At 52.1% G+C, this 20,250-nt stretch carries 17 protein-coding genes and 2 tRNA genes; 1 reads left to right on the top strand and 18 read right to left on the bottom strand.

What is annotated here, in order from left to right; genetic code table 11:
* Positions 1 to 18: 18 nt before the first annotated feature.
* From GW579_RS09810 to GW579_RS09800, 3 genes are read right to left on the bottom strand one after another with little or no spacing between them, the layout of a single operon-like run.
* Entirely contained in the window at positions 19 to 1,182 is a 1,164-nt protein-coding gene (locus tag GW579_RS09810; RefSeq protein WP_152325279.1) for an ABC transporter permease, read from the bottom strand.
* Positions 1,179 to 2,351, bottom strand: coding sequence for an ABC transporter permease (locus GW579_RS09805; RefSeq protein WP_101078331.1), 1,173 nt, complete (start codon positions 2,349 to 2,351; stop codon positions 1,179 to 1,181). Before GW579_RS09805 ends, GW579_RS09810 begins: the two co-directional genes overlap by 4 nt.
* Positions 2,348 to 3,322, bottom strand: coding sequence for an HlyD family secretion protein (locus GW579_RS09800; RefSeq protein ID WP_152325280.1), 975 nt, complete (start codon positions 3,320 to 3,322; stop codon positions 2,348 to 2,350). Before GW579_RS09800 ends, GW579_RS09805 begins: the two co-directional genes overlap by 4 nt.
* Before the next feature lie 326 nt (positions 3,323 to 3,648).
* On the opposite strand from GW579_RS09800, the gene GW579_RS09795 reads away from it, so the two are divergent.
* Positions 3,649 to 4,674: a luciferase-like monooxygenase gene (locus GW579_RS09795; RefSeq protein ID WP_152325281.1), complete on the top strand. Its 1,026-nt coding sequence runs from the start codon at positions 3,649 to 3,651 to the stop codon at positions 4,672 to 4,674.
* A 90-nt stretch (positions 4,675 to 4,764) separates the two neighbouring features.
* Here the strand turns inward: GW579_RS09795 and GW579_RS09790 are convergent, their stop codons facing one another.
* The 15 genes from GW579_RS09790 to folP all read right to left on the bottom strand — a co-directional run bounded on the left by GW579_RS09790 (position 4,765) and on the right by folP (position 20,130).
* Positions 4,765 to 6,687, bottom strand: coding sequence for a DEAD/DEAH family ATP-dependent RNA helicase (locus GW579_RS09790; RefSeq protein ID WP_152325282.1), 1,923 nt, complete (start codon positions 6,685 to 6,687; stop codon positions 4,765 to 4,767).
* Complete coding sequence (gene yrbN / locus GW579_RS23955; protein ID WP_223499600.1) at positions 6,677 to 6,751, bottom strand: protein YrbN; 75 nt, start codon at positions 6,749 to 6,751, stop codon at positions 6,677 to 6,679. The genes GW579_RS09790 and yrbN overlap by 11 nt, the downstream gene beginning before the upstream one ends.
* 121 nt (positions 6,752 to 6,872) lie before the next feature.
* Positions 6,873 to 7,757 (bottom strand): lipoprotein NlpI, encoded by an 885-nt coding sequence (nlpI, locus tag GW579_RS09780; protein ID WP_112286786.1) that lies wholly within the window; start codon positions 7,755 to 7,757, stop codon positions 6,873 to 6,875.
* A gap of 129 nt (positions 7,758 to 7,886) precedes the next feature.
* Positions 7,887 to 10,010 carry a polyribonucleotide nucleotidyltransferase gene (gene pnp / locus GW579_RS09775; RefSeq protein WP_165058866.1) on the bottom strand — a complete coding sequence of 708 codons (2,124 nt, stop codon included), beginning with the start codon at positions 10,008 to 10,010 and terminating at the stop codon, positions 7,887 to 7,889.
* Between the two features lie 273 nt (positions 10,011 to 10,283).
* Positions 10,284 to 10,553, bottom strand: a complete 270-nt coding sequence (gene rpsO / locus GW579_RS09770; RefSeq protein WP_014333706.1) for a 30S ribosomal protein S15 — start codon at positions 10,551 to 10,553, stop codon at positions 10,284 to 10,286.
* Positions 10,554 to 10,675: 122 nt separating this feature from the next.
* On the bottom strand, positions 10,676 to 11,620 hold the full coding sequence (truB, locus tag GW579_RS09765) for a tRNA pseudouridine(55) synthase TruB (RefSeq protein WP_165058864.1): 945 nt from the start codon (positions 11,618 to 11,620) through the stop codon (positions 10,676 to 10,678).
* Positions 11,621 to 12,034, bottom strand: coding sequence for a 30S ribosome-binding factor RbfA (rbfA, locus tag GW579_RS09760; protein ID WP_101078324.1), 414 nt, complete (start codon positions 12,032 to 12,034; stop codon positions 11,621 to 11,623).
* Positions 12,035 to 12,112: 78 nt separating this feature from the next.
* Positions 12,113 to 14,806 carry a translation initiation factor IF-2 gene (gene infB / locus GW579_RS09755; protein WP_152325285.1) on the bottom strand — a complete coding sequence of 898 codons (2,694 nt, stop codon included), beginning with the start codon at positions 14,804 to 14,806 and terminating at the stop codon, positions 12,113 to 12,115.
* 24 nt (positions 14,807 to 14,830) lie between these two features.
* Positions 14,831 to 16,339, bottom strand: a complete 1,509-nt coding sequence (gene nusA, locus GW579_RS09750; protein ID WP_152325286.1) for a transcription termination factor NusA — start codon at positions 16,337 to 16,339, stop codon at positions 14,831 to 14,833.
* A 23-nt stretch (positions 16,340 to 16,362) separates the two neighbouring features.
* Entirely contained in the window at positions 16,363 to 16,815 is a 453-nt protein-coding gene (gene rimP, locus GW579_RS09745) for a ribosome maturation factor RimP (protein ID WP_147243271.1), read from the bottom strand.
* A gap of 231 nt (positions 16,816 to 17,046) precedes the next feature.
* A tRNA-Met gene (locus tag GW579_RS09740) sits at positions 17,047 to 17,123 on the bottom strand.
* 59 nt (positions 17,124 to 17,182) lie between these two features.
* Positions 17,183 to 17,269 (bottom strand) — tRNA-Leu (locus GW579_RS09735).
* A gap of 84 nt (positions 17,270 to 17,353) precedes the next feature.
* Entirely contained in the window at positions 17,354 to 17,689 is a 336-nt protein-coding gene (gene secG, locus GW579_RS09730) for a preprotein translocase subunit SecG (protein WP_101078321.1), read from the bottom strand.
* Between the two features lie 258 nt (positions 17,690 to 17,947).
* Positions 17,948 to 19,288, bottom strand: a complete 1,341-nt coding sequence (gene glmM / locus GW579_RS09725) for a phosphoglucosamine mutase (protein WP_152325287.1) — start codon at positions 19,286 to 19,288, stop codon at positions 17,948 to 17,950.
* Positions 19,289 to 19,290: 2 nt separating this feature from the next.
* Positions 19,291 to 20,130: a dihydropteroate synthase gene (folP, locus tag GW579_RS09720; protein ID WP_165058862.1), complete on the bottom strand. Its 840-nt coding sequence runs from the start codon at positions 20,128 to 20,130 to the stop codon at positions 19,291 to 19,293.
* Between the last annotated feature and the right edge of the window lie 120 nt (positions 20,131 to 20,250).

Genomic DNA, 20,250 nt, shown 5'->3' with positions numbered 1-20,250 from the left:
GTAATATCCCTTTTTTTATCAGACGCCTTTGCGCCGCGGCCTGAAAATCGCCCGCAGACGCACGCCGTCGCGCAGCATCCCCACGGCGATACCAATGAACGTATAAAACGCGCATAAAAGCAGAAGCATCAGGATGTCGCCGCCAACATCTTTAAACGGCAGCCCCATCTGATTTACCCCCGCAATCGCTTTGGTCGCCCAGGTCGAGGGCAGCATCGAAGATACCGCCCTGACCCACGCGGGCATCGCCTGCAACGGCCAGATGGTGCCGGAAATGTAAAAGACCGGCGTCGTCACAAAGGCCAGCGTCAGGTAAATCAGTTCCACGCTGCGCAGGCATTCCGTGACCAGTTTGCCTAATCCGAGCACGGCCAGTAAAAACGGGAACGTCAGCAGCAGAATTTCAGGAATGCTGGCCGTCTGCCGGTATCCCAACACCCAAGGCCATAGCACGAACAGGACAATCGACAGGAATAACCAGACCGGGATCAACGCTGAAATCCCGCCAAGAAAGGCCGGTATCGCCGGTTTTCCGGAAGGCCCGCTGTTGAGCACAATGCTGACACGCACGCTGGCGATCAGCAGTGAGTGCTGCAATAACATGACCAGAAGACCGGGAAAGATAATCGCCGCGAAGCTGATGCCGGGGTTAAAGACATCCAGCGACTGCCCGATTATCGGCGACAACACCACGCTGGCCTGGCGCTCGCTGAAGCCGTTGCTGAGCAGTAAATCCGTGTTGTATTGCGTGAGGATCGCCTGATACGCCGCCAGCACATCCTGCTGGATCTGCCCGTTCGCCAGCCGGTTGGTCGCATCGCCGTACACCGGGATCACAATGTTTTGCCCGGCGAGGATCTTCTTCTCAAGATCCACCGGCATGATGATCACCGCGAACAATTTACGCAACGCCAGATCGCGTTCGGCATCGGCGAGATTATCGTAGTGGTTAGTTTCAACTTTCGACGTGGCATCCAGCTGACGGGTCAGCATGCGGCTGGCGGTGCTGTGATCCTGATCGATAACAGCGACTGGCAGATCCCAGACTGTGCGGTTAGCGTAAACCAGGCTCATCACACATAGCGAAAGCAGCAACATCATCCACATCGGTTTATCAAGCAAACCGGTAAGCACTTTGCTGAAGGTTCCCCACCAGGTTTTGAACCACTCGCGACGGGTCATTGCCCTGGCTCCTGTTGTTTCATGCGCATATACAGACGCTTGCGCACCAGCACACCGGTTAGCAACGGATAAATCAGCAGAATGCAGCACACCATCAGAATGCCGCGCAGCGATACCTGACGCAGGAAAACATCAAACATTGCCGCCAGCGCGTAACTCAGGGGTTCGATGCCGGAAATAATACGCGCCGGCAGCGGCATTGATAACACCGGAACGGCCATCCCGGAGAAGGTGAGCGCAATACTGACGAAAATCCCCATCATGGTATAAGCGGTGATGGTCGTTTTCGTGAAGGTAAATAACAGCAGCCCCAGGCTTTGCGCGGCAATCACATAAAAGAAGCCGATCACCAGCATATACAATGGATTACCGCTCACCCGTGCGTCGAAAAAGCCCACGAGCATGGCGATTTCCACCATCAGCAAGGTGGTGAAACACAGCGTGTACGGCGCGAGTTTCCCGAGCAGCGCGAGTGTAAATGACGGCGCACTGAGCAGCGCCTGACTGCGCGCCATCACGTAAATCATACAGGTGACGGTGAAAAGTTGCAGAAGGTGGATGGTGGCGGCAAATTGCTGATAATAAATGTAGCTGCCGCTGGCGTTGAACAGGCTACCGTAAGAGAGATCGACGCTGGCCAGTGACGGCAACGTTTTGCCGATTTCTGTCGCGATAATCGACCGGTAGCTGGTGTTCAGCTCAGTGATAAGCCCGCTGAAATCTTGCGTGGAATACAACCCGGCACCGTAAAACAGAGCGTTGTAATACAGAACCGCGCTCGGCTGTTTACCGGCCAGTACGTCCGCTTCGAAGTTCACCGGAATATACAATAATGCGTAATCCTGCGCGGTTCGCAGACGGTATTCCGCTTCCGGCAATCCGCCTTCAAAGGCCTGAACGTGCGCATGAGAACCCGCGTCGAGTTTACGGGTCAGCGTTTTGGATAGCGTGCTGTGATCGTTATCCACCACCGAAACGGGCAAATCAAGCAAGGTGCCTTCTGAGAAGTTGCTGCTGATCAGGCCAAACAGAAGTAAAGGGAAAATCCAGCACAGCCAGTGGATCACCGGCTTACGAAAGGCGTAATTTGCCTCGCGGGTAAAAGCACGACTGAAACAGCGCCATGCGGCTTTTATCCTTTCACTGCGCGGCGCTTTGACCGGCTTCACTTCGCCTTCCACTGCCAAAGTGCGCTCATGCCCTGACGTAATCCGGGAACCGGTTTGGCAGGATAAAGGCGCACTTCAAAGGTTTTTAAATCGAAGTCACCGGTCGCGCGCGTAGCACGTTTGGTGGCGTAATCACCGAGCGGCGCGATATAACGCACTTCGGCTTCAATCATTTCATTATTCAGCGCAGGCACGCGCATCTGCACTTTGTCGCCTTTGCGCACGCCCGCCAGAATGTCTTCACGCAGGTTAAAAACGAAATAGGCATCAGGCAGACGGACTAACGTCAGCAACGGGCTGGACGCACTTTGCAGCTCGCCAACTTCCACCGGGATCGGCCCGACTTCGCCGTCTACCGGCGCTTTCACCTGTAAATCATCGGTCTGAGCTTTCACTTCCAGTAAGTCTTCTTCCGCCTGACGCAGCTGCGCGGCGTAACTCTCGCGTTGTTCCACGCGGTCGCCGTTGATGCCTTCATCAAGATTGGCTTTAGCAACGAGAACTTGTGCATACGCGCTGTCACGCGCGCGGCGGGAATCTTCTAAGTCGGAGGCGGAGATAAAGCCTTTCCCGGCGATTTTCGCATTGCGGTTGTATTCATCGCGGGCGTTGACGTATTCGGCCTGAGATTGCGCCAGTGTCGCTTTCAGGTTGCGGATGCTTTCTTCACGCGTCCCGTTAACAGAAAGTTCGAGCTGGGCTTTGGCCTGATCGCGTGCGGCTTCCAGCGCGCGGAGCTGCGCCATCATTTCCGGGCTGTCGAGGGTAATCAGCAACTGGCCCGCTTTTACGTCATCGCCACGTTCGACATGACGTTCAATCACGCGGCCTTTGGCTTTCGACGCGACAATGACTTCAGGCGCATCGACTTCGCCCTGAAGCAGGAGATCTTCGTTATGCGCACGAAATAAAACAGCCAAAGAAACCGCAACCGCCACCAGCAGCAGGGTTAATAACATTCGTTTACTCATTGATACCACGTCCTTTTTGTTCGCCTGAATTATTTACCGGCATTGGTTTTCCCTTCCATCATTTTCCCTGCCTGCTTTCGCAGCCTTTTCAGGCGCATTTTTTACTTCAATGAAATCATAGCGGGATGAGCAGAGACTTTTTAACACAAAACAACATATTGGCTAAAATTATAGTTTAGGCGATTCCAATCTATTTTAAGCATGTTCAAACGGAAATTAAGGGCACAAATGCCGTATTCAATGAACGCGTAATGGGTAATACTCGGTTTAATTATGAGCGGAATGCACCCTTTCCCCTCCTCTTCATCAACGAGTGAGCCGTGATTATGTCTGATAAAAACACCGTTCCCCTTTCCGTGCTCGATCTGGCACCCGTCCCGCAAGGTGCTGATCCGGCGAAGGCTTTTCAATGTTCTCTGAGTCTGGCGCAAAACGCCGAGAAATGGGGCTATCAGCGCTACTGGATGGCAGAACACCACAACATGACCGGCATCGCGAGCGCAGCGACGTCCGTTTTACTGGGTTATATTGCGGGCGGGACGAAAACAATACGCGTGGGTTCCGGTGGCGTGATGCTGCCAAACCATTCGCCCTTGGTGATTGCTGAACAATTCGGAACGCTGGCGACGCTGTATCCGAACCGTGTCGATCTCGGCCTGGGCCGCGCACCGGGAACCGATCAGCGCACGATGATTGCGCTGCGCCGTCATCTTTCCGGGGAGATTGATAATTTCCCGCAGGATGTTCAGGAATTGCAGATGTATTTCGGCGACGTTCAGCCGCAGCAGGCCGTTCAGGCCGTGCCGGGACAAGGTTTGCATGTGCCAATCTGGCTGCTGGGTTCCAGCCTGTACAGCGCGCAACTGGCGGCGGCGTTAGGCCTGCCATTTGCCTTCGCCTCACATTTTGCCCCAGACATGCTCTATCAGGCACTGGCGATTTATCGCAGCAAATTCCAGCCTTCCGCGCAGCTCGAAAAGCCGCACGCGATGGTGTGCATCAACGCGATTGCGGCCGATACCGATGAAGAGGCGCGCCGGATGTTTACCTCCAATCAGCAGCAGTTCATTAATCTGCGCCGCGGGATGCCGGGTAAACTCCCTGCGCCGGTCGATAACATTGAAAGCCTGTGGTCAGCACAGGAACGCTTTGGCGTCGACAACGCACTGCGCATGTCAGTGGTCGGTAATAAAGAGACGGTGCGTCAGGGGCTGCAAAATATTCTGCGTGAAACTGAGGCCGATGAGCTGATGATCAACGGTCAGATTTTTGATCACCAGGCGCGTCTGCATTCGTTCGAGATTGTTTCTCAGCTTCAGGGGGATTTGGTGAAAGAACAGCGCATCGGATAAACGTTGCGGTAAATGGCAGACGAAAAAAAACCAGCCTGTTAAAAGGCTGGTTTTTTATTATCTGAAATTCAGCGAACTGAAATCAGAATATTATGCGTCGGTAGTACGACGTGGTGCGCGGCTTGGCGGACGACGGTCGCCAGCGGCTGAAGAACCTTCACGACGGTCGCCGTTGAAAGAACGTGGAGCACCGTTACCACGGCCACCTTCACGACGTTCGCCATTGAACGGACGCGGAGCACCGTTACCACGACGCTCACCACCAGCACCTGCCGGACGGTCGCGACGCGGAGCTTGTGGCTGCGCATCACCGATCAACTGCATGTTCATCGGTTTGTTCAGGATACGGGTACGGGTGAAGTGAGACAGAATCTCGCCCGGCATCCCCTTCGGCAACTCGATAGTAGAGTGCGTACCGAACAGTTTGATGTTACCGATGTAACGGCTGCTGATATCGCCTTCGTTAGCGATAGCGCCAACGATGTGACGAACTTCAACACCATCATCGCGGCCCACTTCGATACGATACAGTTCCATATCGCCAGCATCACGACGCTCACGACGTGGGCTGTCGCCATCACGTGCAGGGCGGTCGCTGTTACGCGCCGGGCGGTCACGACGATCGCCACGGTCACCGCGGTCGCCACGATCTTCGAATTCGCGACGTGGTGGACGGCTTTTGAACGGCTGATCAGCAGGAACGATCAGAGGGCGTTCGCCCTGTGCCATTTTCAGCAGTGCAGCGGCCAGCGTTTCGATGTCCAGCTCTTCTGCAGGTTGCAGTTTTGCCAGCAAGCCACGGTATTGATCCAGATCGCTGCTTTCCAGTTGCTGTTGAACTTTGGCTGCGAATTTAGCCAGGCGACGTTCGCCCAGCACTTCTGCAGTTGGGATTTCAACTTCTGGAATGGTCAGCTTCATGGTGCGTTCAATGTTACGCAGCAGGCGACGCTCACGGTTCTCAACGAACAGCAATGCGCGACCTGCACGGCCAGCACGACCGGTACGACCGATACGGTGAACGTAAGATTCTGAATCCATCGGGATGTCGTAGTTAACAACCAGGCTGATACGTTCTACGTCGAGACCACGTGCTGCCACGTCGGTTGCGATCAGAATATCCAGACGGCCATCCTTCAGACGTTCCAGAGTCTGCTCACGCAGGGCCTGGTTCATGTCACCGTTCAGTGCAGCGCTGCTGTAGCCGCTACGTTCCAGTGCTTCTGCCACTTCCAGCGTTGCGTTTTTGGTACGAACGAAGATGATCGCCGCATCAAAATCTTCTGCTTCCAGGAAACGAACCAGCGCTTCGTTTTTACGCAGGCCGTATACAGACCAGTAGCTCTGGCTGATGTCTGGACGCGTTGTCACGCTTGACTGGATGCGCACTTCCTGAGGCTCTTTCATGAAGCGACGGGTAATGCGACGGATAGCTTCTGGCATGGTTGCAGAGAACAACGCGGTCTGATGTTCAGCCGGGATCTGCGCCATGATAGTTTCGACGTCTTCGATGAAGCCCATACGCAGCATTTCATCAGCTTCGTCCAGCACCAGGCCGCTCAGGTTAGAGAGGTTCAGGGTGCCGCGTTTCAGGTGATCCAGCAGACGGCCCGGGGTACCGACAACAACTTGTGGTCCCTGACGCAGTGCGCGCAGCTGAACGTCATAGCGCTGGCCGCCGTAAAGGGCAACCACATTCACGCCATGCATGTGTTTAGAGAAATCAGTCATTGCTTCAGCAACCTGAACCGCCAGTTCGCGGGTTGGTGCCAGAACAAGAATTTGTGGTGCTTTCAGAGAAGCATCAATGTTGTGCAGCAAAGGTAAAGAGAATGCTGCTGTTTTACCGGAACCTGTCTGAGCCATGCCCAGAACGTCGCGGCCATTTAACAGGTGAGGAATACACTCAGCCTGGATTGGTGAAGGTTTTTCGTAGCCCAAATCAGTCAGGGCAGAAATGATCGGAGCAGACAGCCCCAGGTCAGCAAAAGAGGTTTCAAGCTCAGTAGTCATGTACACGTGCCTCATTAATAATGGCAGCCAGTCTACATAACTCGTCGAGAAAATTTTCAGTCATTTTCATTGAAAAGTGTGAACCGGCTCAAATTAGATTATAAAACGAACAAAGCAACCCTCGCCCGTTAAGGCGCTTAAAAATGGCAGATACCATGATTAAAAAGGCTGATTGGTGTCGTCAGCTATTGCTGGTCCGATTCTGATAGGTCGTCTTGCTCATGGCCCAAAAGCGCCAATTCCAACAATGCATAGCGGTGCTCAACGAAGTTATGGACGTTGTTAGCTACCGTCAGTTTGAACAGTGCCGCGGCGCTGTTCTTGTCCCCCAGACTTAGGTAATGCTTACCTAAATAGAAGTCAGTTTCACTGAGATGCTCAGCGAGCGAAGTGTTATCCGTTGCTTCTGCCTTGAGGCGTTCCATCAGCGTAGATTCGCTGATTTTGCCCAGGTAGAATTCGACGATATTCCATCCCCATTGCCCTCTGTCCGCTTTGTCATAACGCTCCTGGAGCGCTACTTCGGCATTCTTCGGATTGATTTCTCGCTCCGCAAGATAAAGCCATAACGAACGGAAGGGATCATTTGGATCGTCTCGATAAAACGCCTGCAGATCATCCTGCGCTAACGAGAATCGGCCACCGTAATACAGTGCGATACCTCGGTTCAAACGCGCGTAGTTGTAAGTTGGATCAAGCTCTAGTACAGAATCAAACGCTTCATAGGCAGCATCGAAATTGCCTGCCTGCGTTAGGTAAATCCCCAGGTAGTTAAAAACTTCTGGCATATCAGGACGAATAGACAGCGCTTGTGAAAAATCATTTCGCGCCAGTGCTCTTAGCCCGAGACTATCATACAGCACACCGCGCTCATATAATAGCTGTGCTCTCTCATCGTCAGTCAATGACCGGCTGGCAAGTATTTGTTCCATGCGTGCCAGAATGACTTCCTGCTGCAACGTCGGCTGCAACGGAATCGCCAGAACTTCATTTTTACGCCAATCATGGTTGCTGCATCCTGCCAACATAAGTGCTGTCGCAACATAACACCAGCGCAAGAAAGGCTTCATTTCTACTCCCGGAGACAAACATTGGATGAACATCCTGTCATCCGCTTGCTTAACACAAACGCATCCTACGTTCGTGAGACGAACAGCCCCCTTCCAGCTGGAAAGGAGCTGTAAAACTTCTGTTACAGATTATTCTGCTGCAGGTTGCTCAGTTGTATCGTCCTGAGTTGGTGCGGTAGCTTCTTTGATGCTCAGACGCACACGACCCTGACGGTCAACTTCCAGAACTTTAACCGGAACTTCCTGGCCCATCTGCAGGTAATCAGTCACTTTCTCAACGCGCTTATCAGCGATTTGAGAGATGTGAACCAGACCTTCTTTACCGCCGCCAATGGCAACAAACGCACCAAAGTCAACGATACGGGTCACTTTACCCTGATAGATACGACCCACTTCGATTTCTGCAGTGATCTCTTCGATACGACGGATAGCGTATTTCGCTTTCTCGCCGTCGGTTGCTGCGATTTTAACAGTACCGTCATCTTCGATTTCGATAGTGGTGCCAGTTTCTTCAGTCAGAGCACGGATCACAGAACCACCTTTACCGATCACGTCTTTAATTTTGTCTGGACTGATCTTGATGGTGTGGATGCGTGGAGCAAACTGAGAGATATCGCCACGTGGTGTGCTGATAGCCTGTTCCATTACGCCCAGAATGTGCAGACGCGCACCCTTAGCCTGGTTCAGAGCCACCTGCATGATTTCGCGGGTGATACCTTCGATTTTAATGTCCATCTGCAGCGCGGTGATACCGTCGCGGCTACCGGCCACTTTGAAGTCCATGTCGCCCAGGTGATCTTCGTCACCCAGAATGTCGGACAGAACGACAAAGCTGTCGTCTTCTTTAACCAGACCCATTGCGATACCCGCAACAGCGGCTTTAATCGGAACACCTGCATCCATCAGGGCCAGAGAAGCACCACAAACAGAAGCCATTGAAGATGAACCGTTAGATTCGGTGATTTCAGAAACTACACGTACGGTGTACGGGAAGTCTTCTGGTTTTGGCATCATTGCCAGCACGCCACGTTTAGCAAGACGGCCATGGCCAATCTCACGACGTTTTGGCGAGCCAACCATACCTGTTTCACCAACAGAGTACGGAGGGAAGTTGTAGTGGAACAGGAAGCTATCAGTCTTCTCGCCCATCAGCTCATCCAGATTCTGCGCATCACGTGCAGTACCCAGAGTTGCGGTAACCAAAGCCTGAGTTTCACCACGGGTGAACAGCGCAGAACCGTGGGTACGTGGCAGAACGCCAGTACGCACGTCCAGACCGCGGATCATGTCTTTTTCACGGCCATCGATACGCGGTTCGCCACGCAGAACACGGCTACGAACCACGTTCTTCTCGATGCTGCCCAGGATGTCGGAGATTTCGCCCGCATCCAGAGAGTCGTCTTCAGCTTGCAGAGCCTGAACAACGTCAGATTTGATGACGTTGATCTGCGCGTAACGATCTTGTTTATCAGTGATCAGGTACGCATCACCCAGACGGGATTCAGACAGTGCAGCCACGCGAGCGTGCAGCTCGGCGTTAACCGCTTCTGGCTGCCAGTCCCATTTTGGCTTACCGGCTTCAGCAACCAGTGAGTTGATGTTGTCGATAACGATTTGTTGTTGTTCGTGGCCAAATACGACCGCGCCCAGCATCTGATCTTCGCTCAGCACTTCAGCTTCAGACTCAACCATCAGCACCGCGCCCTGAGTACCGGCAACAACCAGGTCCAGACGGCTTGTTTTCAGCTCATCTGCGGTTGGGTTCAGAACGTACTGGTCGTTGATGTAACCAACGCGTGCAGCACCGATTGGGCCGTTGAATGGAATACCAGACAGGCTCAGGGCAGCAGACGCACCGATCATCGCAACGATGTCAGGGTTAACTTGTGGGTTCAGGGAAACCACAGTCGCGATAACCTGAACTTCATTCAGGAAAGAGTCCGGGAAAAGAGGACGGATCGGACGGTCAATCAGACGCGAAGTCAGCGTTTCGCCTTCACTTGGACGGCCTTCACGACGGAAGAAGCTACCCGGGATACGACCAGCAGCGTAAGTACGCTCCTGATAGTTAACTGTCAGCGGGAAGAAGCTCTGACCTGGTTTCGCTTTTTTCTGGCCAACAACGGTAACGAATACCGCGGTGTCGTCCATGCTAACCATAACAGCTGCAGTAGCCTGACGAGCCATCATGCCGGTTTCCAGCGTAACGGTGTGCTGGCCGTATTGGAACTTACGAATAGTCGGATTAAGCAATGTAATATCCTTGTTTGTGGCGCGCAGCTGTTATGACAGCAGTTCACACCGATAAATATCCGAGCTTCTCACTACATTCTCGCGACTAATGACAATCCTTATTGGCCTGACGTTGTGGCAATAAAGTCTCTCATTAGCCGCGCGAAAACATCTGTAACGGAAGTTCATGTTCTTAGAATAACAATAGAAACAGCAGCCATACAGTAACCTGATTTGCTGATGCTTCCTAGAATAAAGGGGCCTATTGGCCCCTTTACACTGAAACTCGCTTGATTAGCGACGCAGACCCAGACGTTCGATCAGGCTGGTGTAACGTGCTACATCTTTACGCTTCAGGTAGTCCAGCAGTTTACGACGCTGAGAAACCATACGCAGCAGACCACGACGGCTGTGGTGATCTTTTTTGTGCTCTGCAAAGTGACCTTGCAGATGGTTAATTTGAGCAGTCAGCAGAGCAACCTGAACTTCGGTAGAACCACTGTCGTTAGTGCCACGACCGAAGTCGGAAACGATTTGAGCTTTAGCTTCAACGCTTAGAGACATAATCTTACTCCAAAATATTATAGATAATTAAACGGGAGCCGATCTCTAATTCAGCTACCCAATGCATAAGCTGCGCTATTCTACCCTTTGCTATATGTGATCGCAAGGTGAGCAGAAAGCGCTTAATCCGTGTATTCGACGACTAAACGACGCGGCGCAATGCGCCCATCATCATCTATTTCGCCCACACCGATAAACTTACGTTCTTCGCCTTCGGTTATGCGAACCATGCCACTCGCCGGCGCGCCAGATGCCTGAACAGGTTGGCCCTGCTTAACATATCCGGCCACCACAGGCAGCAGATTCACTTCCGGGAAGTCTTCACATGCACTGTCCATCGGCAACAACAACGGATCCAGCAAAAGACGAGGCTCTATGCCCTGCTCTTCAGCCTGAGCAATCAACTCATGGAGTTTTTCCATGGTGACCATACGCTCAGAAGGATAGGTTGCGACCTGCAAACGACGTAGATAAGTCACGTGCGCACCACACCCCAACTTCTCGCCGAGATCATCGACAATCGTACGGATGTAAGTACCTTTTGAGCAGTGAATTTCCAGCTCAACTTCAAAACCTTCCCAGCGGATGAACTTGAGTTCATACACTGTAATACTGCGCGATTCTCGCGGAACTTCGATGCCCTGGCGCGCGTACTCATACAGCTTTTTCCCTTCGTATTTCAGTGCAGAATACATGGAAGGAATTTGCCGGGTTTCCCCGCGGAAGCTGTTGAGTGCGTCATCCAGTTGCTGCTGACTGAAGGTCACTTCACGTTCAGAAATGATCGCGCCTTCAGCATCAGATGTGTCCGTGCGCTGTCCCATACGGGCGATAACACGATAACGCTTATCGGAATCGAGCAGGAATCGGGAAAACTTGGTGGCTTCACCTAAGCACAACGGCAACATGCCGGTAGCCAGAGGATCCAGCGCACCGGTATGCCCTGCGCGGTTAGCGTTATAAAGACGTTTAACCTTTTGCAGAGCATCGTTGGACGACAAGCCAATCGATTTGTCCAGTAGCAGAACGCCGTGAATGTCACGGCCGCGGCGACGTGGGCGACTCATTTATACTTCCTCGTCATCGCCTGCAGCTGAACGACGTTCAGCATCGTTCTTCACAACGTTGGTCACCAGGTTAGACATGCGCATACCTTCAACCAAAGAGTTGTCGTAAGCGAAAGTCAGTTCCGGCACGACGCGCAAACGCATTGCTTTACCGATCAGCGTGCGGATGAAACCGGATGCGTCCTGCAAAGCTTTGATGCCATTTTTGACACGATCAGGATCGTGATTGTCAGTCGTCAGAACGTCCAGGAAGGTCACGAATACTTTGGCATAAGCCAGATCGCGTGAAACTTCAACGCCTGAAACTGTCGCCATTCCTACGCGCGGGTCTTTGACTTCGCGCTGTAAGATAATAGCGATTTCTTTTTGCATCTCCTGAGAGACGCGCTGAGTACGGCTAAATTCTTTTGCCATGATGCTTTTCTCCTCACTTGATCCAGACAAATAAGGGGGCGCAAGGCCCCCATCTGGATATCAGCTACTTCGCAAACGTTAAGCGATAGTACGTTTGATCTCGATGATTTCGAAGACTTCGATCACATCGCCAGCACGCACATCGTTGTAGTTCTTAACGCCGATACCACATTCCATGCCGTTACGAACTTCAGCAACGTCATCTTTGAAGCGACGCAGGGATTCCAGCTCGCCTTCATAGATCACCACGTTATCACGCAGTACACGGATTGGGTTGTTACGCTTGATCATACCCTCAGTAACCATACAACCTGCAATTGCGCCGAATTTAGGTGACTTGAACACGTCACGAACTTCAGCCAGGCCGATGATTTGCTGTTTGTACTCTGGCGCCAACATACCGCTCATCGCCTGCTTAACTTCGTCAATCAGGTTATAGATAACGGAATAGTAACGCAGATCCAGGCTTTCGCTTTCTACGACACGGCGGGCAGAAGCATCTGCACGGACGTTGAAGCCGAGGATGATCGCGTTGGAAGCAGCAGCCAGCGTTGCATCAGTTTCGGTGATACCACCTACACCCATGCCTACGATTTTGACTTTCACTTCGTCGGTAGACAAGCTCTGCAATGCATCGGAAATCGCTTCGCAAGAACCCTGTACGTCAGATTTCAGAACGATGTTCAGTTCAGAAACTTCACCTTCGGTCATGTTCGCGAACATGTTCTCCAGTTTAGATTTCTGCTGACGAGCCAGTTTAACTTCGCGGAATTTACCCTGACGATACAGAGCAACTTCACGAGCTTTCTTCTCGTCACGAACAACGGTCACTTCATCACCCGCAGCAGGAACGCTGGACAGACCCAGCACTTCGACAGGGATTGAAGGACCTGCTGACAGAATGTCACGACCCATTTCGTCACGCATCGCACGGACACGGCCGTATTCGAAGCCACACAGAATGATGTCGCCTTTATTCAGCGTACCTTCCTGAACCAGAACGGTAGCAACCGGGCCGCGACCTTTATCCAGGAAGGACTCGATCACAACACCACTCGCCATACCGGTACGAACAGCTTTCAGTTCCAGAACTTCAGCTTGCAGCAAGATGGCTTGCAGCAGATCGTCGATACCAGTACCGACTTTAGCAGAAACGTGGATGAACTGAGACTCACCGCCCCACTCTTCTGGCATAACGCCGTACTGAGACAGTTCGGTACGAACGCGATCAGGATCAGAGTCTGGCTTATCAATTTTGTTGACTGCAACGACGATTGGCACACCAGCAGCTTTCGCATGCTGAACTGCTTCGATCGTTTGTGGCATCACGCCATCATCAGCAGAAACAACCAGAACAACGATGTCCGTAGCCTGAGCACCACGCGCACGCATTGAAGTAAATGCGGCGTGTCCCGGTGTATCCAGGAAGGTGATCATGCCATTTTCGGTTTCAACGTGATAAGCACCGATGTGCTGGGTAATACCACCGGCCTCGCCTGCTGCCACTTTCGTAGAACGAATGTAGTCAAGCAAAGAGGTTTTACCGTGGTCAACGTGGCCCATGATGGTCACAACCGGAGCACGTGGCTCAGCGGCAGCAGAAGAAGCTGTATCACGATCGCTCATCAGCGCTTCTTCCAGCTCGTTCTCACGACGCAGAATAACTTTGTGGCCCATTTCTTCCGCAACCAGCTGAGCAGTTTCCTGATCAATAACCTGGTTGATGGTGGCCATGGCGCCCAGTTTCATCATGGTTTTGATGACCTGAGAACCTTTCACTGCCATTTTGTTTGCCAGTTCGGCAACAGTAATGGTTTCGCCAATCACGACATCACGGTTAACCGCGATAACAGGCTTGTTGAAGCTCTGTTGCAGGGTGCTTGGTTTGCGTTTGCCTTTACCATTACGGCCAACAGCACGGGCTTCTTCGCGATCCGCTTTAGATTCGGACAGCTTGTTGCCTTTCTTCTGTTTGGTCGCTTTGCCACCGCGGGTACGGCTACGACGTTCGCCTTCAACTTTGGCGTCATTCTCGTCTTCAGCAGCACGGGCGTGGGTAGAAGTGGTGACATGGTAGTCAGCAGATTCTGATTCGCTTGGCGCGGCAGTTTCAGTCCAGACACCAGAGTCAGCCATTTTACGGGCTTCTTCTGCAATGCGCTTGGCGTTTTCTTCAAGCTTACGCTGGGCTTCTTCTTCCGTTTTGCGTTTCAGCTCTGCGGCTTCAGCTTCACGGCGTGCTTTCTCTGCCTGAGCTGGTTTGGTTACTTCATCGGTATGTTGATTCGTCACTTTATCTTTTTCCGCTGCGTCACGCTTAGCTTTATCAGCGGCCTCACGTTTAGCTTGCTCTTCGGCGGCGCGCTTGGCTTTTTCCTGAGCTTCGCGCTGGGCTTGCTCTGCTGCTACACGCTGTGCCTGTTCTTCCGCGTCACGCTTCGCCTGCTCTTCCGCTTCGGCCTGGGCAATCTCTGCCTCGGTCATATCACGTTTAACATAAGTGCGTTTCTTGCGGACCTCGATTTGCACCGATTTACTCTTCCCGCCGGTGCTCGGAATATTCAGTGTACTACGCGTTTTGCGTTGTAACGTCAGTTTGTTTGTCGCACCTGAGTTTCCACCATTCAGATGCGCCAACAATGTTTCTTTTTCTTGCTGGGTCACAGAGTCAGCTTCGGACTTCGAGATCCCTGCATCAGCAAATTGCTGTACCAGGCGATCTACCGGTGTCTGAATCTCTGCCGCCAGCGATTTTACAGTTACATCTGTCATGCTGTTCCTTCCTGCTACAGTTTATTACGCGTTGTCGCCAAACCAGCAGATATTGCGCGCAGCCATGATAAGTTCACCAGCCCGCTCGTCAGTAAGACCTTCAATATCAGCCAGATCGTCGACACCCTGCTCGGCAAGATCTTCCAGCGTACAAACCCCTTGGGCAGCCAGTTTAAATGCCATGCTACGTTCCAGACCCGCCAGGTTCAGCAGATCATCAGCAGGCTTTTTATCACCGAGACTTTCTTCCTGGGCTAAAGCAATAGTGGTCAGCGCTTCTTTTGCACGTTCGCGCAGCGCGTCCACGGTGTCTTCATCCAGGCCGTCGATTTCAAGCAGTTCGTTGACTGGCACGTAAGCCAGTTCTTCAAGCGTAGAGAAACCTTCTTCGACCAGAACCGTGGCAAAATCTTCATCAATGGCCAGGTATTTCGTGAAGGTATCAATCGCAGCGTGTGCCTCAGCCTGATGCTTGGCTTGCAGGTCGTCTGCTGTCATCACGTTCAGTTCCCACTTGTCATCACCACGATGCTGTTTCAACAATTGGGAGGCCAAACGCACGTTCTGACCATTACGGCCAATCGCCTGTGCCAGGTTGCTGGCTTCGACGGCGATATCCATGGTGCATTTATCTTCATCAACAACGATGGAAGCGACGTCTGCCGGCGCCATAGCGTTGATCACGAATTGCGCAGGATTATCATCCCAAAGGATGATATCGATACGTTCACCGCCCAGTTCACTGGATACGGCCTGAACGCGTGCGCCACGCATACCGACACAGGCACCTACCGGGTCGATACGTTTATCGTTGGTTTTCACTGCGATTTTTGCACGGGAACCGGGATCACGGGCTGCCGCTTTAATCTCAATCAGCTCTTCACCAATTTCTGGTACTTCGATGCGGAACAGTTCGATCAGCATCTCATTACGTGAACGGCTGACAAACAACTGGGCGCCACGTGCTTCCGGACGAACATCATACAGCACGCCACGGATACGGTCGCCAGAGCGGAAGTTTTCACGCGGAAGCATGTCTTCACGCAGGATAACGGCTTCAGCGTTGCTGCCTAAATCCAGTGCGATGCTGTCGCGGTTTACTTTTTTAACGACACCAGTGACGATTTCGCCCTGTTGTTCGCGGAATTGCTCAACCACCATTGCACGTTCTGCTTCACGTACTTTTTGTACGATAACTTGTTTAGCAGTCTGTGTGGTGATGCGGTCGAAAGTGACCGACTCAATTTGGTCTTCGATGTATCCGCCAAGCTCGATGGACGGATCTTCGTATTGTGCGGCCTCGAGGGTGATCTCGCGGGTAGGCTGAGTCACTTCGTCGACTGCAACCCAACGACGGAAGGTATCAAAGTCACCGGTTTTGCGGTCAATGCTGACGCGGACTTCGATTTCCTGCTCGTATTTTTTCTTGGTCGCTGTTGATAATGCAATTTCCAGCGCTTCAAAAATCTTCTCGCGCGGGAGGGATTTTTCATTAGAAACTGCTTCTACAACAGCCAGAATCTCTTTGTTCATCCTAGTTGCCTCTTCCAAACTCTTTAAAAGTGGGGTACCAGGTTCGCTTTCTGGATGTTGCTCAGTGCGAACACTTCATCTTTCCCTTCCACTGTCACCGTGATCATTTCGCCTTCGACAGCCTTAATAATGCCCTGCCATTTGCGACGGTTCTGCACAGCCATTCGCAGGACAATGCTAACTTCGTCACCGAGGAAACGTTGATAATGTTCAGCGGTGAACATAGGACGATCAAGGCCTGGAGAGGAAACTTCCAGGTTATAGGCGACGGTGACTGGATCTTCTACGTCCAGCACAGCGCTCACCTGGTGGCTGACATCAGCACAATCATCAACATTGATCCCGGCGTCACTATCAATATAGATGCGCAACGTCGATTGGCGAGCCCGAACGAACTCGATGCCCACCAGCTCAAAGCCAAGTGCCTCGACTGGTGCTGTAATCAGCTCTGTTAATTTTTGTTCTAATGTGGACAAGCCCACCCCCAAGACATAAAAAAAGGGCTAAATAGCCCAGTGATTCTGTTGCCAAATAACAAAAAACCCCGATAAATCGGGGCTTTATGCAACTGGACCCTATTTGCCGCACAGGCGGCTTCGGTGCAACTTTCGCAAAGTATTATTTTCAAATTGAAGCTTTCAAATTGGAACTGCAGAACATCACAGGAAGATACTGAAAGTCTATTTGAAATAAACACTTAGGGAAAGTGGTTGCGGGGGCCGGATTTGAACCGACGACCTTCGGGTTATGAGCCCGACGAGCTACCAGGCTGCTCCACCCCGCGTCCGAAAACGTGGCAAATACTACGCCGATAACCGCTTAAAAGCAAGTTATCATAAAGATTGGTACCGAGGACGGGACTTGAACCCGTAAGCCCATTCGGGCACTACCACCTCAAGGTAGCGTGTCTACCAATTCCACCACCTCGGCACTCTTTTTTTTCACAATCGCTCATACTGTCCAAGCACAAGCCACTGTTTAAAACTCTGCTTCTTTTGATAAGAAGTTTACTGCTTAGTGAGGAACGTCACTGTTAGGCGCTGCTGGAGCGGCCGGTGCAGTTGTCTGCTCAGTTTGTGCTGGCTGACTTAAGTTTTCCCACTCACTACCTTTTTGGCCTTTATTGGTGCTCATGTTCCCAAGAATCAAACTAATGATAAAGAACAGTGCGGCCAAAATGCCTGTCATGCGGGTCATGAAGTTACCGGAACCACTCGAACCGAACAATGTGCCAGAAGCACCTGCTCCGAAAGAGGCTCCCATATCAGCGCCTTTACCCTGTTGCAGCATAACCAGAGCCACAAGGCCGATTGCTACGATAAGGAAAATCACCAGAAGAGCGTCGTACATAGTAGTACCTGTATCCTCGCGGGTTCACCGCATGCCAATTGCTTCTCACCAATTTAGCAGGTCATTCAAGGACCCACTGAAGCGGGTGTGAATACTAACCAAAGCCGTATTACCGCGCAAGGCCAATTTTCATCAGATTGTTCGTTTGCGGAAAAAATCGTCAAATATCCGTCAAAACAACCAAAGTGATTCATTTTACGCCGCTCCCCAGAAATAAAGCGGCGGCGAAAAAATGAAAATTCACCGTTTTTTATCGGCTTACGGCTTCACGGCTTTTACGGCATCGGCGATACGGTTCGCCAGTTTTTCGACCAGTGCCGCGTCTTCGCCTTCAACCATCACGCGCAGCAACGGTTCGGTGCCTGATTTGCGTAACAGCACACGGCCGCGACCACCCAGCTCTTTTTCCACTTCAGCAGTCACTTTTTTGACGTCGTCGGATTCCAGCGGATCGTGTTCCCCGGCAAAGCGAACATTCACCAAAATCTGCGGCAACAATTTCATGCCGCTGCAAAGATCGTGAAGGCTCATATGGTTGCGAACCATCGCAGTGAGCACTTGCAAACCGGCCACGATGCCATCTCCTGTGGTGGTTTTGTCCAGCAGGATAATGTGACCTGAGTTTTCTGCACCGATACGCCAGCCTTTCTCCTGCATTTTCTCCAGCACGTAGCGGTCGCCGACTTTAGCGCGGGTGAAAGGAATGCCCAGCTGTTTGAGCGCTAGTTCCAGCCCCATATTACTCATCAGCGTGCCCACGGCGCCGCCTTTCAGCTGCCCCTGGCGCAAACCTTCACGCGCAATGATATAAAGGATCTGGTCGCCATCGACCTTGTTGCCTTCGTGGTCAACCATGATCAAACGGTCACCGTCGCCATCAAATGCCAGACCGAGGTCAGCTTTTTCTGCCAGAACGCGTTTTTGCAACTGACGTACATCTGTCGCACCGCATTCTTCATTGATGTTCATGCCGTCAGGCTCGCAGCCTATCGCAATCACTTTAGCACCCAGTTCGCGCAGCACGCTTGGGGCAATGTGATAGGTTGCACCATTGGCACAGTCGACCACAATTTTGAGGCTATTCAGGCTCAGTTCGCTCGGGAATGTACCTTTGCAAAATTCGATATAACGGCCTGCTGCGTCAACGATCCGGCTGGCTTTGCCCAGTTCGGCAGACTCTACGCAGGTCAGCGGTTTTTCCAGCTCAGCTTCAATAGCCTCTTCAACTTCATCAGGCAGTTTCGTACCGTCGATGGTGAAAAACTTGATGCCGTTGTCGTAGTAAGGGTTATGCGATGCAGAGATAACAATCCCCGCTTCTGCCCGGAATGTTCTTGTAAGGTAAGCAACCGCTGGCGTTGGCATAGGCCCGGTGAAAGAAGCCGACAGACCGGCCGCAGCCAGCCCGGCTTCCAGTGCAGATTCCAGCATATAACCGGAAATGCGGGTGTCTTTGCCGATAATAACTTTGCGCGAACCGTGTCGTGCCAGCACTTTGCCGGCAGCCCAGCCGAGTTTCAGAACAAAATCAGGTGTAATCGGGCTATCGCCTACTTTTCCGCGGATGCCATCTGTCCCAAAGTATTTACGGTTGCTCATAGTTATTTTTTATTCCTTGCAGAAAGTGTGGCTTCGACGATACGCATCGCTTCAACGGTTTCTTTGACATCATGTACCCGGATTATCTGAGCGCCTTGCATAGCCGCGATGACTGCACAGGCGACACTCCCGGTAACCCGCTTTTCAGGTGACACATGCAGCAGTTGCCCCACCATAGATTTTCGCGACATACCCACCAGAAGCGGCAATCCCAGATGATGGAATTCTGCCAGTCGGGCGAGCATCTGGTAATTGTGTTCCAGATTTTTACCGAAACCGAAGCCGGGGTCGAGTAACAATTTATTTTTAGGAATACCGGCGTTCACACAACGCGAAATTTGCCCGGCAAGATACTGCTCAACTTCGGCAACTACATCCCCGTAATGCGGAGAATACTGCATTGTTTTCGGGTCTCCTTGCATGTGCATCAGACAAACGGGTAACCCGGTTTCTGCCGCAGCCTGCAATGCTCCCGGCTCCTGAAGCGAACGAATGTCGTTAATCAAATGCATGCCCGCATTCGCGGATTCGCGGATCACTGAAGCCTTCGAGGTATCGACAGAAATCCAGACATCAAAACGCCGGGCTATCGCCTCAACGATCGGTACCACGCGGGCCAGTTCTTCATCTTCGCTCACTTCAGCTGCGCCCGGACGCGTTGATTCGCCCCCGATATCAAGGATTGTCGCGCCAGCATCAACCATCGCCTGAGCGTGTCGAAGCGCAAGATCCAGCGTGTTGTGTCGCCCGCCATCGGAAAAAGAATCCGGGGTAACATTCAGGATCCCCATCACCTGGGGATAAGTGAGATCCAGTATCGACTCTCTGGCTGTGAGGTGCATAAATCATGTCCCTTCTGGTCTTTCGTGAGGCAGTTTCAAATTCCGAGACAAAGAATGCACGCATAAAAAACCCCGGGCAAGCCCGGGGTTGAGTGTTATCTGCGTTATTTTCCAACCAGC

It is taken from the genome of Rahnella contaminans, assembly GCF_011065485.1.
Taxonomy (GTDB): domain Bacteria; phylum Pseudomonadota; class Gammaproteobacteria; order Enterobacterales; family Enterobacteriaceae; genus Rahnella; species Rahnella contaminans.
The sequence above is the reverse complement of the archived record's forward strand: the minus strand, read 5'-3'. Positions and strand labels throughout refer to the sequence as shown.

Bases quoted from the DNA above. Each gene is read 5' to 3' on its own strand.
- GW579_RS09810 (WP_152325279.1), bottom strand. From the start codon at position 1,182: ATGACCCGTCGCGAGTGGTTCAAAACCTGGTGGGGAACCTTCAGCAAA.
- GW579_RS09800 (WP_152325280.1), bottom strand. From the start codon at position 3,322: ATGAGTAAACGAATGTTATTAACCCTGCTGCTGGTGGCGGTTGCGGTT.
- GW579_RS09795 (WP_152325281.1), top strand. From the start codon at position 3,649: ATGTCTGATAAAAACACCGTTCCCCTTTCCGTGCTCGATCTGGCACCC.
- GW579_RS09790 (WP_152325282.1), bottom strand. From the start codon at position 6,687: ATGACTACTGAGCTTGAAACCTCTTTTGCTGACCTGGGGCTGTCTGCT.
- nlpI (WP_112286786.1), bottom strand. From the start codon at position 7,757: ATGAAGCCTTTCTTGCGCTGGTGTTATGTTGCGACAGCACTTATGTTG.
- rpsO (WP_014333706.1), bottom strand. From the start codon at position 10,553: ATGTCTCTAAGCGTTGAAGCTAAAGCTCAAATCGTTTCCGACTTCGGT.
- truB (WP_165058864.1), bottom strand. From the start codon at position 11,620: ATGAGTCGCCCACGTCGCCGCGGCCGTGACATTCACGGCGTTCTGCTA.
- rbfA (WP_101078324.1), bottom strand. From the start codon at position 12,034: ATGGCAAAAGAATTTAGCCGTACTCAGCGCGTCTCTCAGGAGATGCAA.
- infB (WP_152325285.1), bottom strand. From the start codon at position 14,806: ATGACAGATGTAACTGTAAAATCGCTGGCGGCAGAGATTCAGACACCG.
- nusA (WP_152325286.1), bottom strand. From the start codon at position 16,339: ATGAACAAAGAGATTCTGGCTGTTGTAGAAGCAGTTTCTAATGAAAAA.
- secG (WP_101078321.1), bottom strand. From the start codon at position 17,689: ATGTACGACGCTCTTCTGGTGATTTTCCTTATCGTAGCAATCGGCCTT.
- glmM (WP_152325287.1), bottom strand. From the start codon at position 19,288: ATGAGCAACCGTAAATACTTTGGGACAGATGGCATCCGCGGAAAAGTA.
- folP (WP_165058862.1), bottom strand. From the start codon at position 20,130: ATGCACCTCACAGCCAGAGAGTCGATACTGGATCTCACTTATCCCCAG.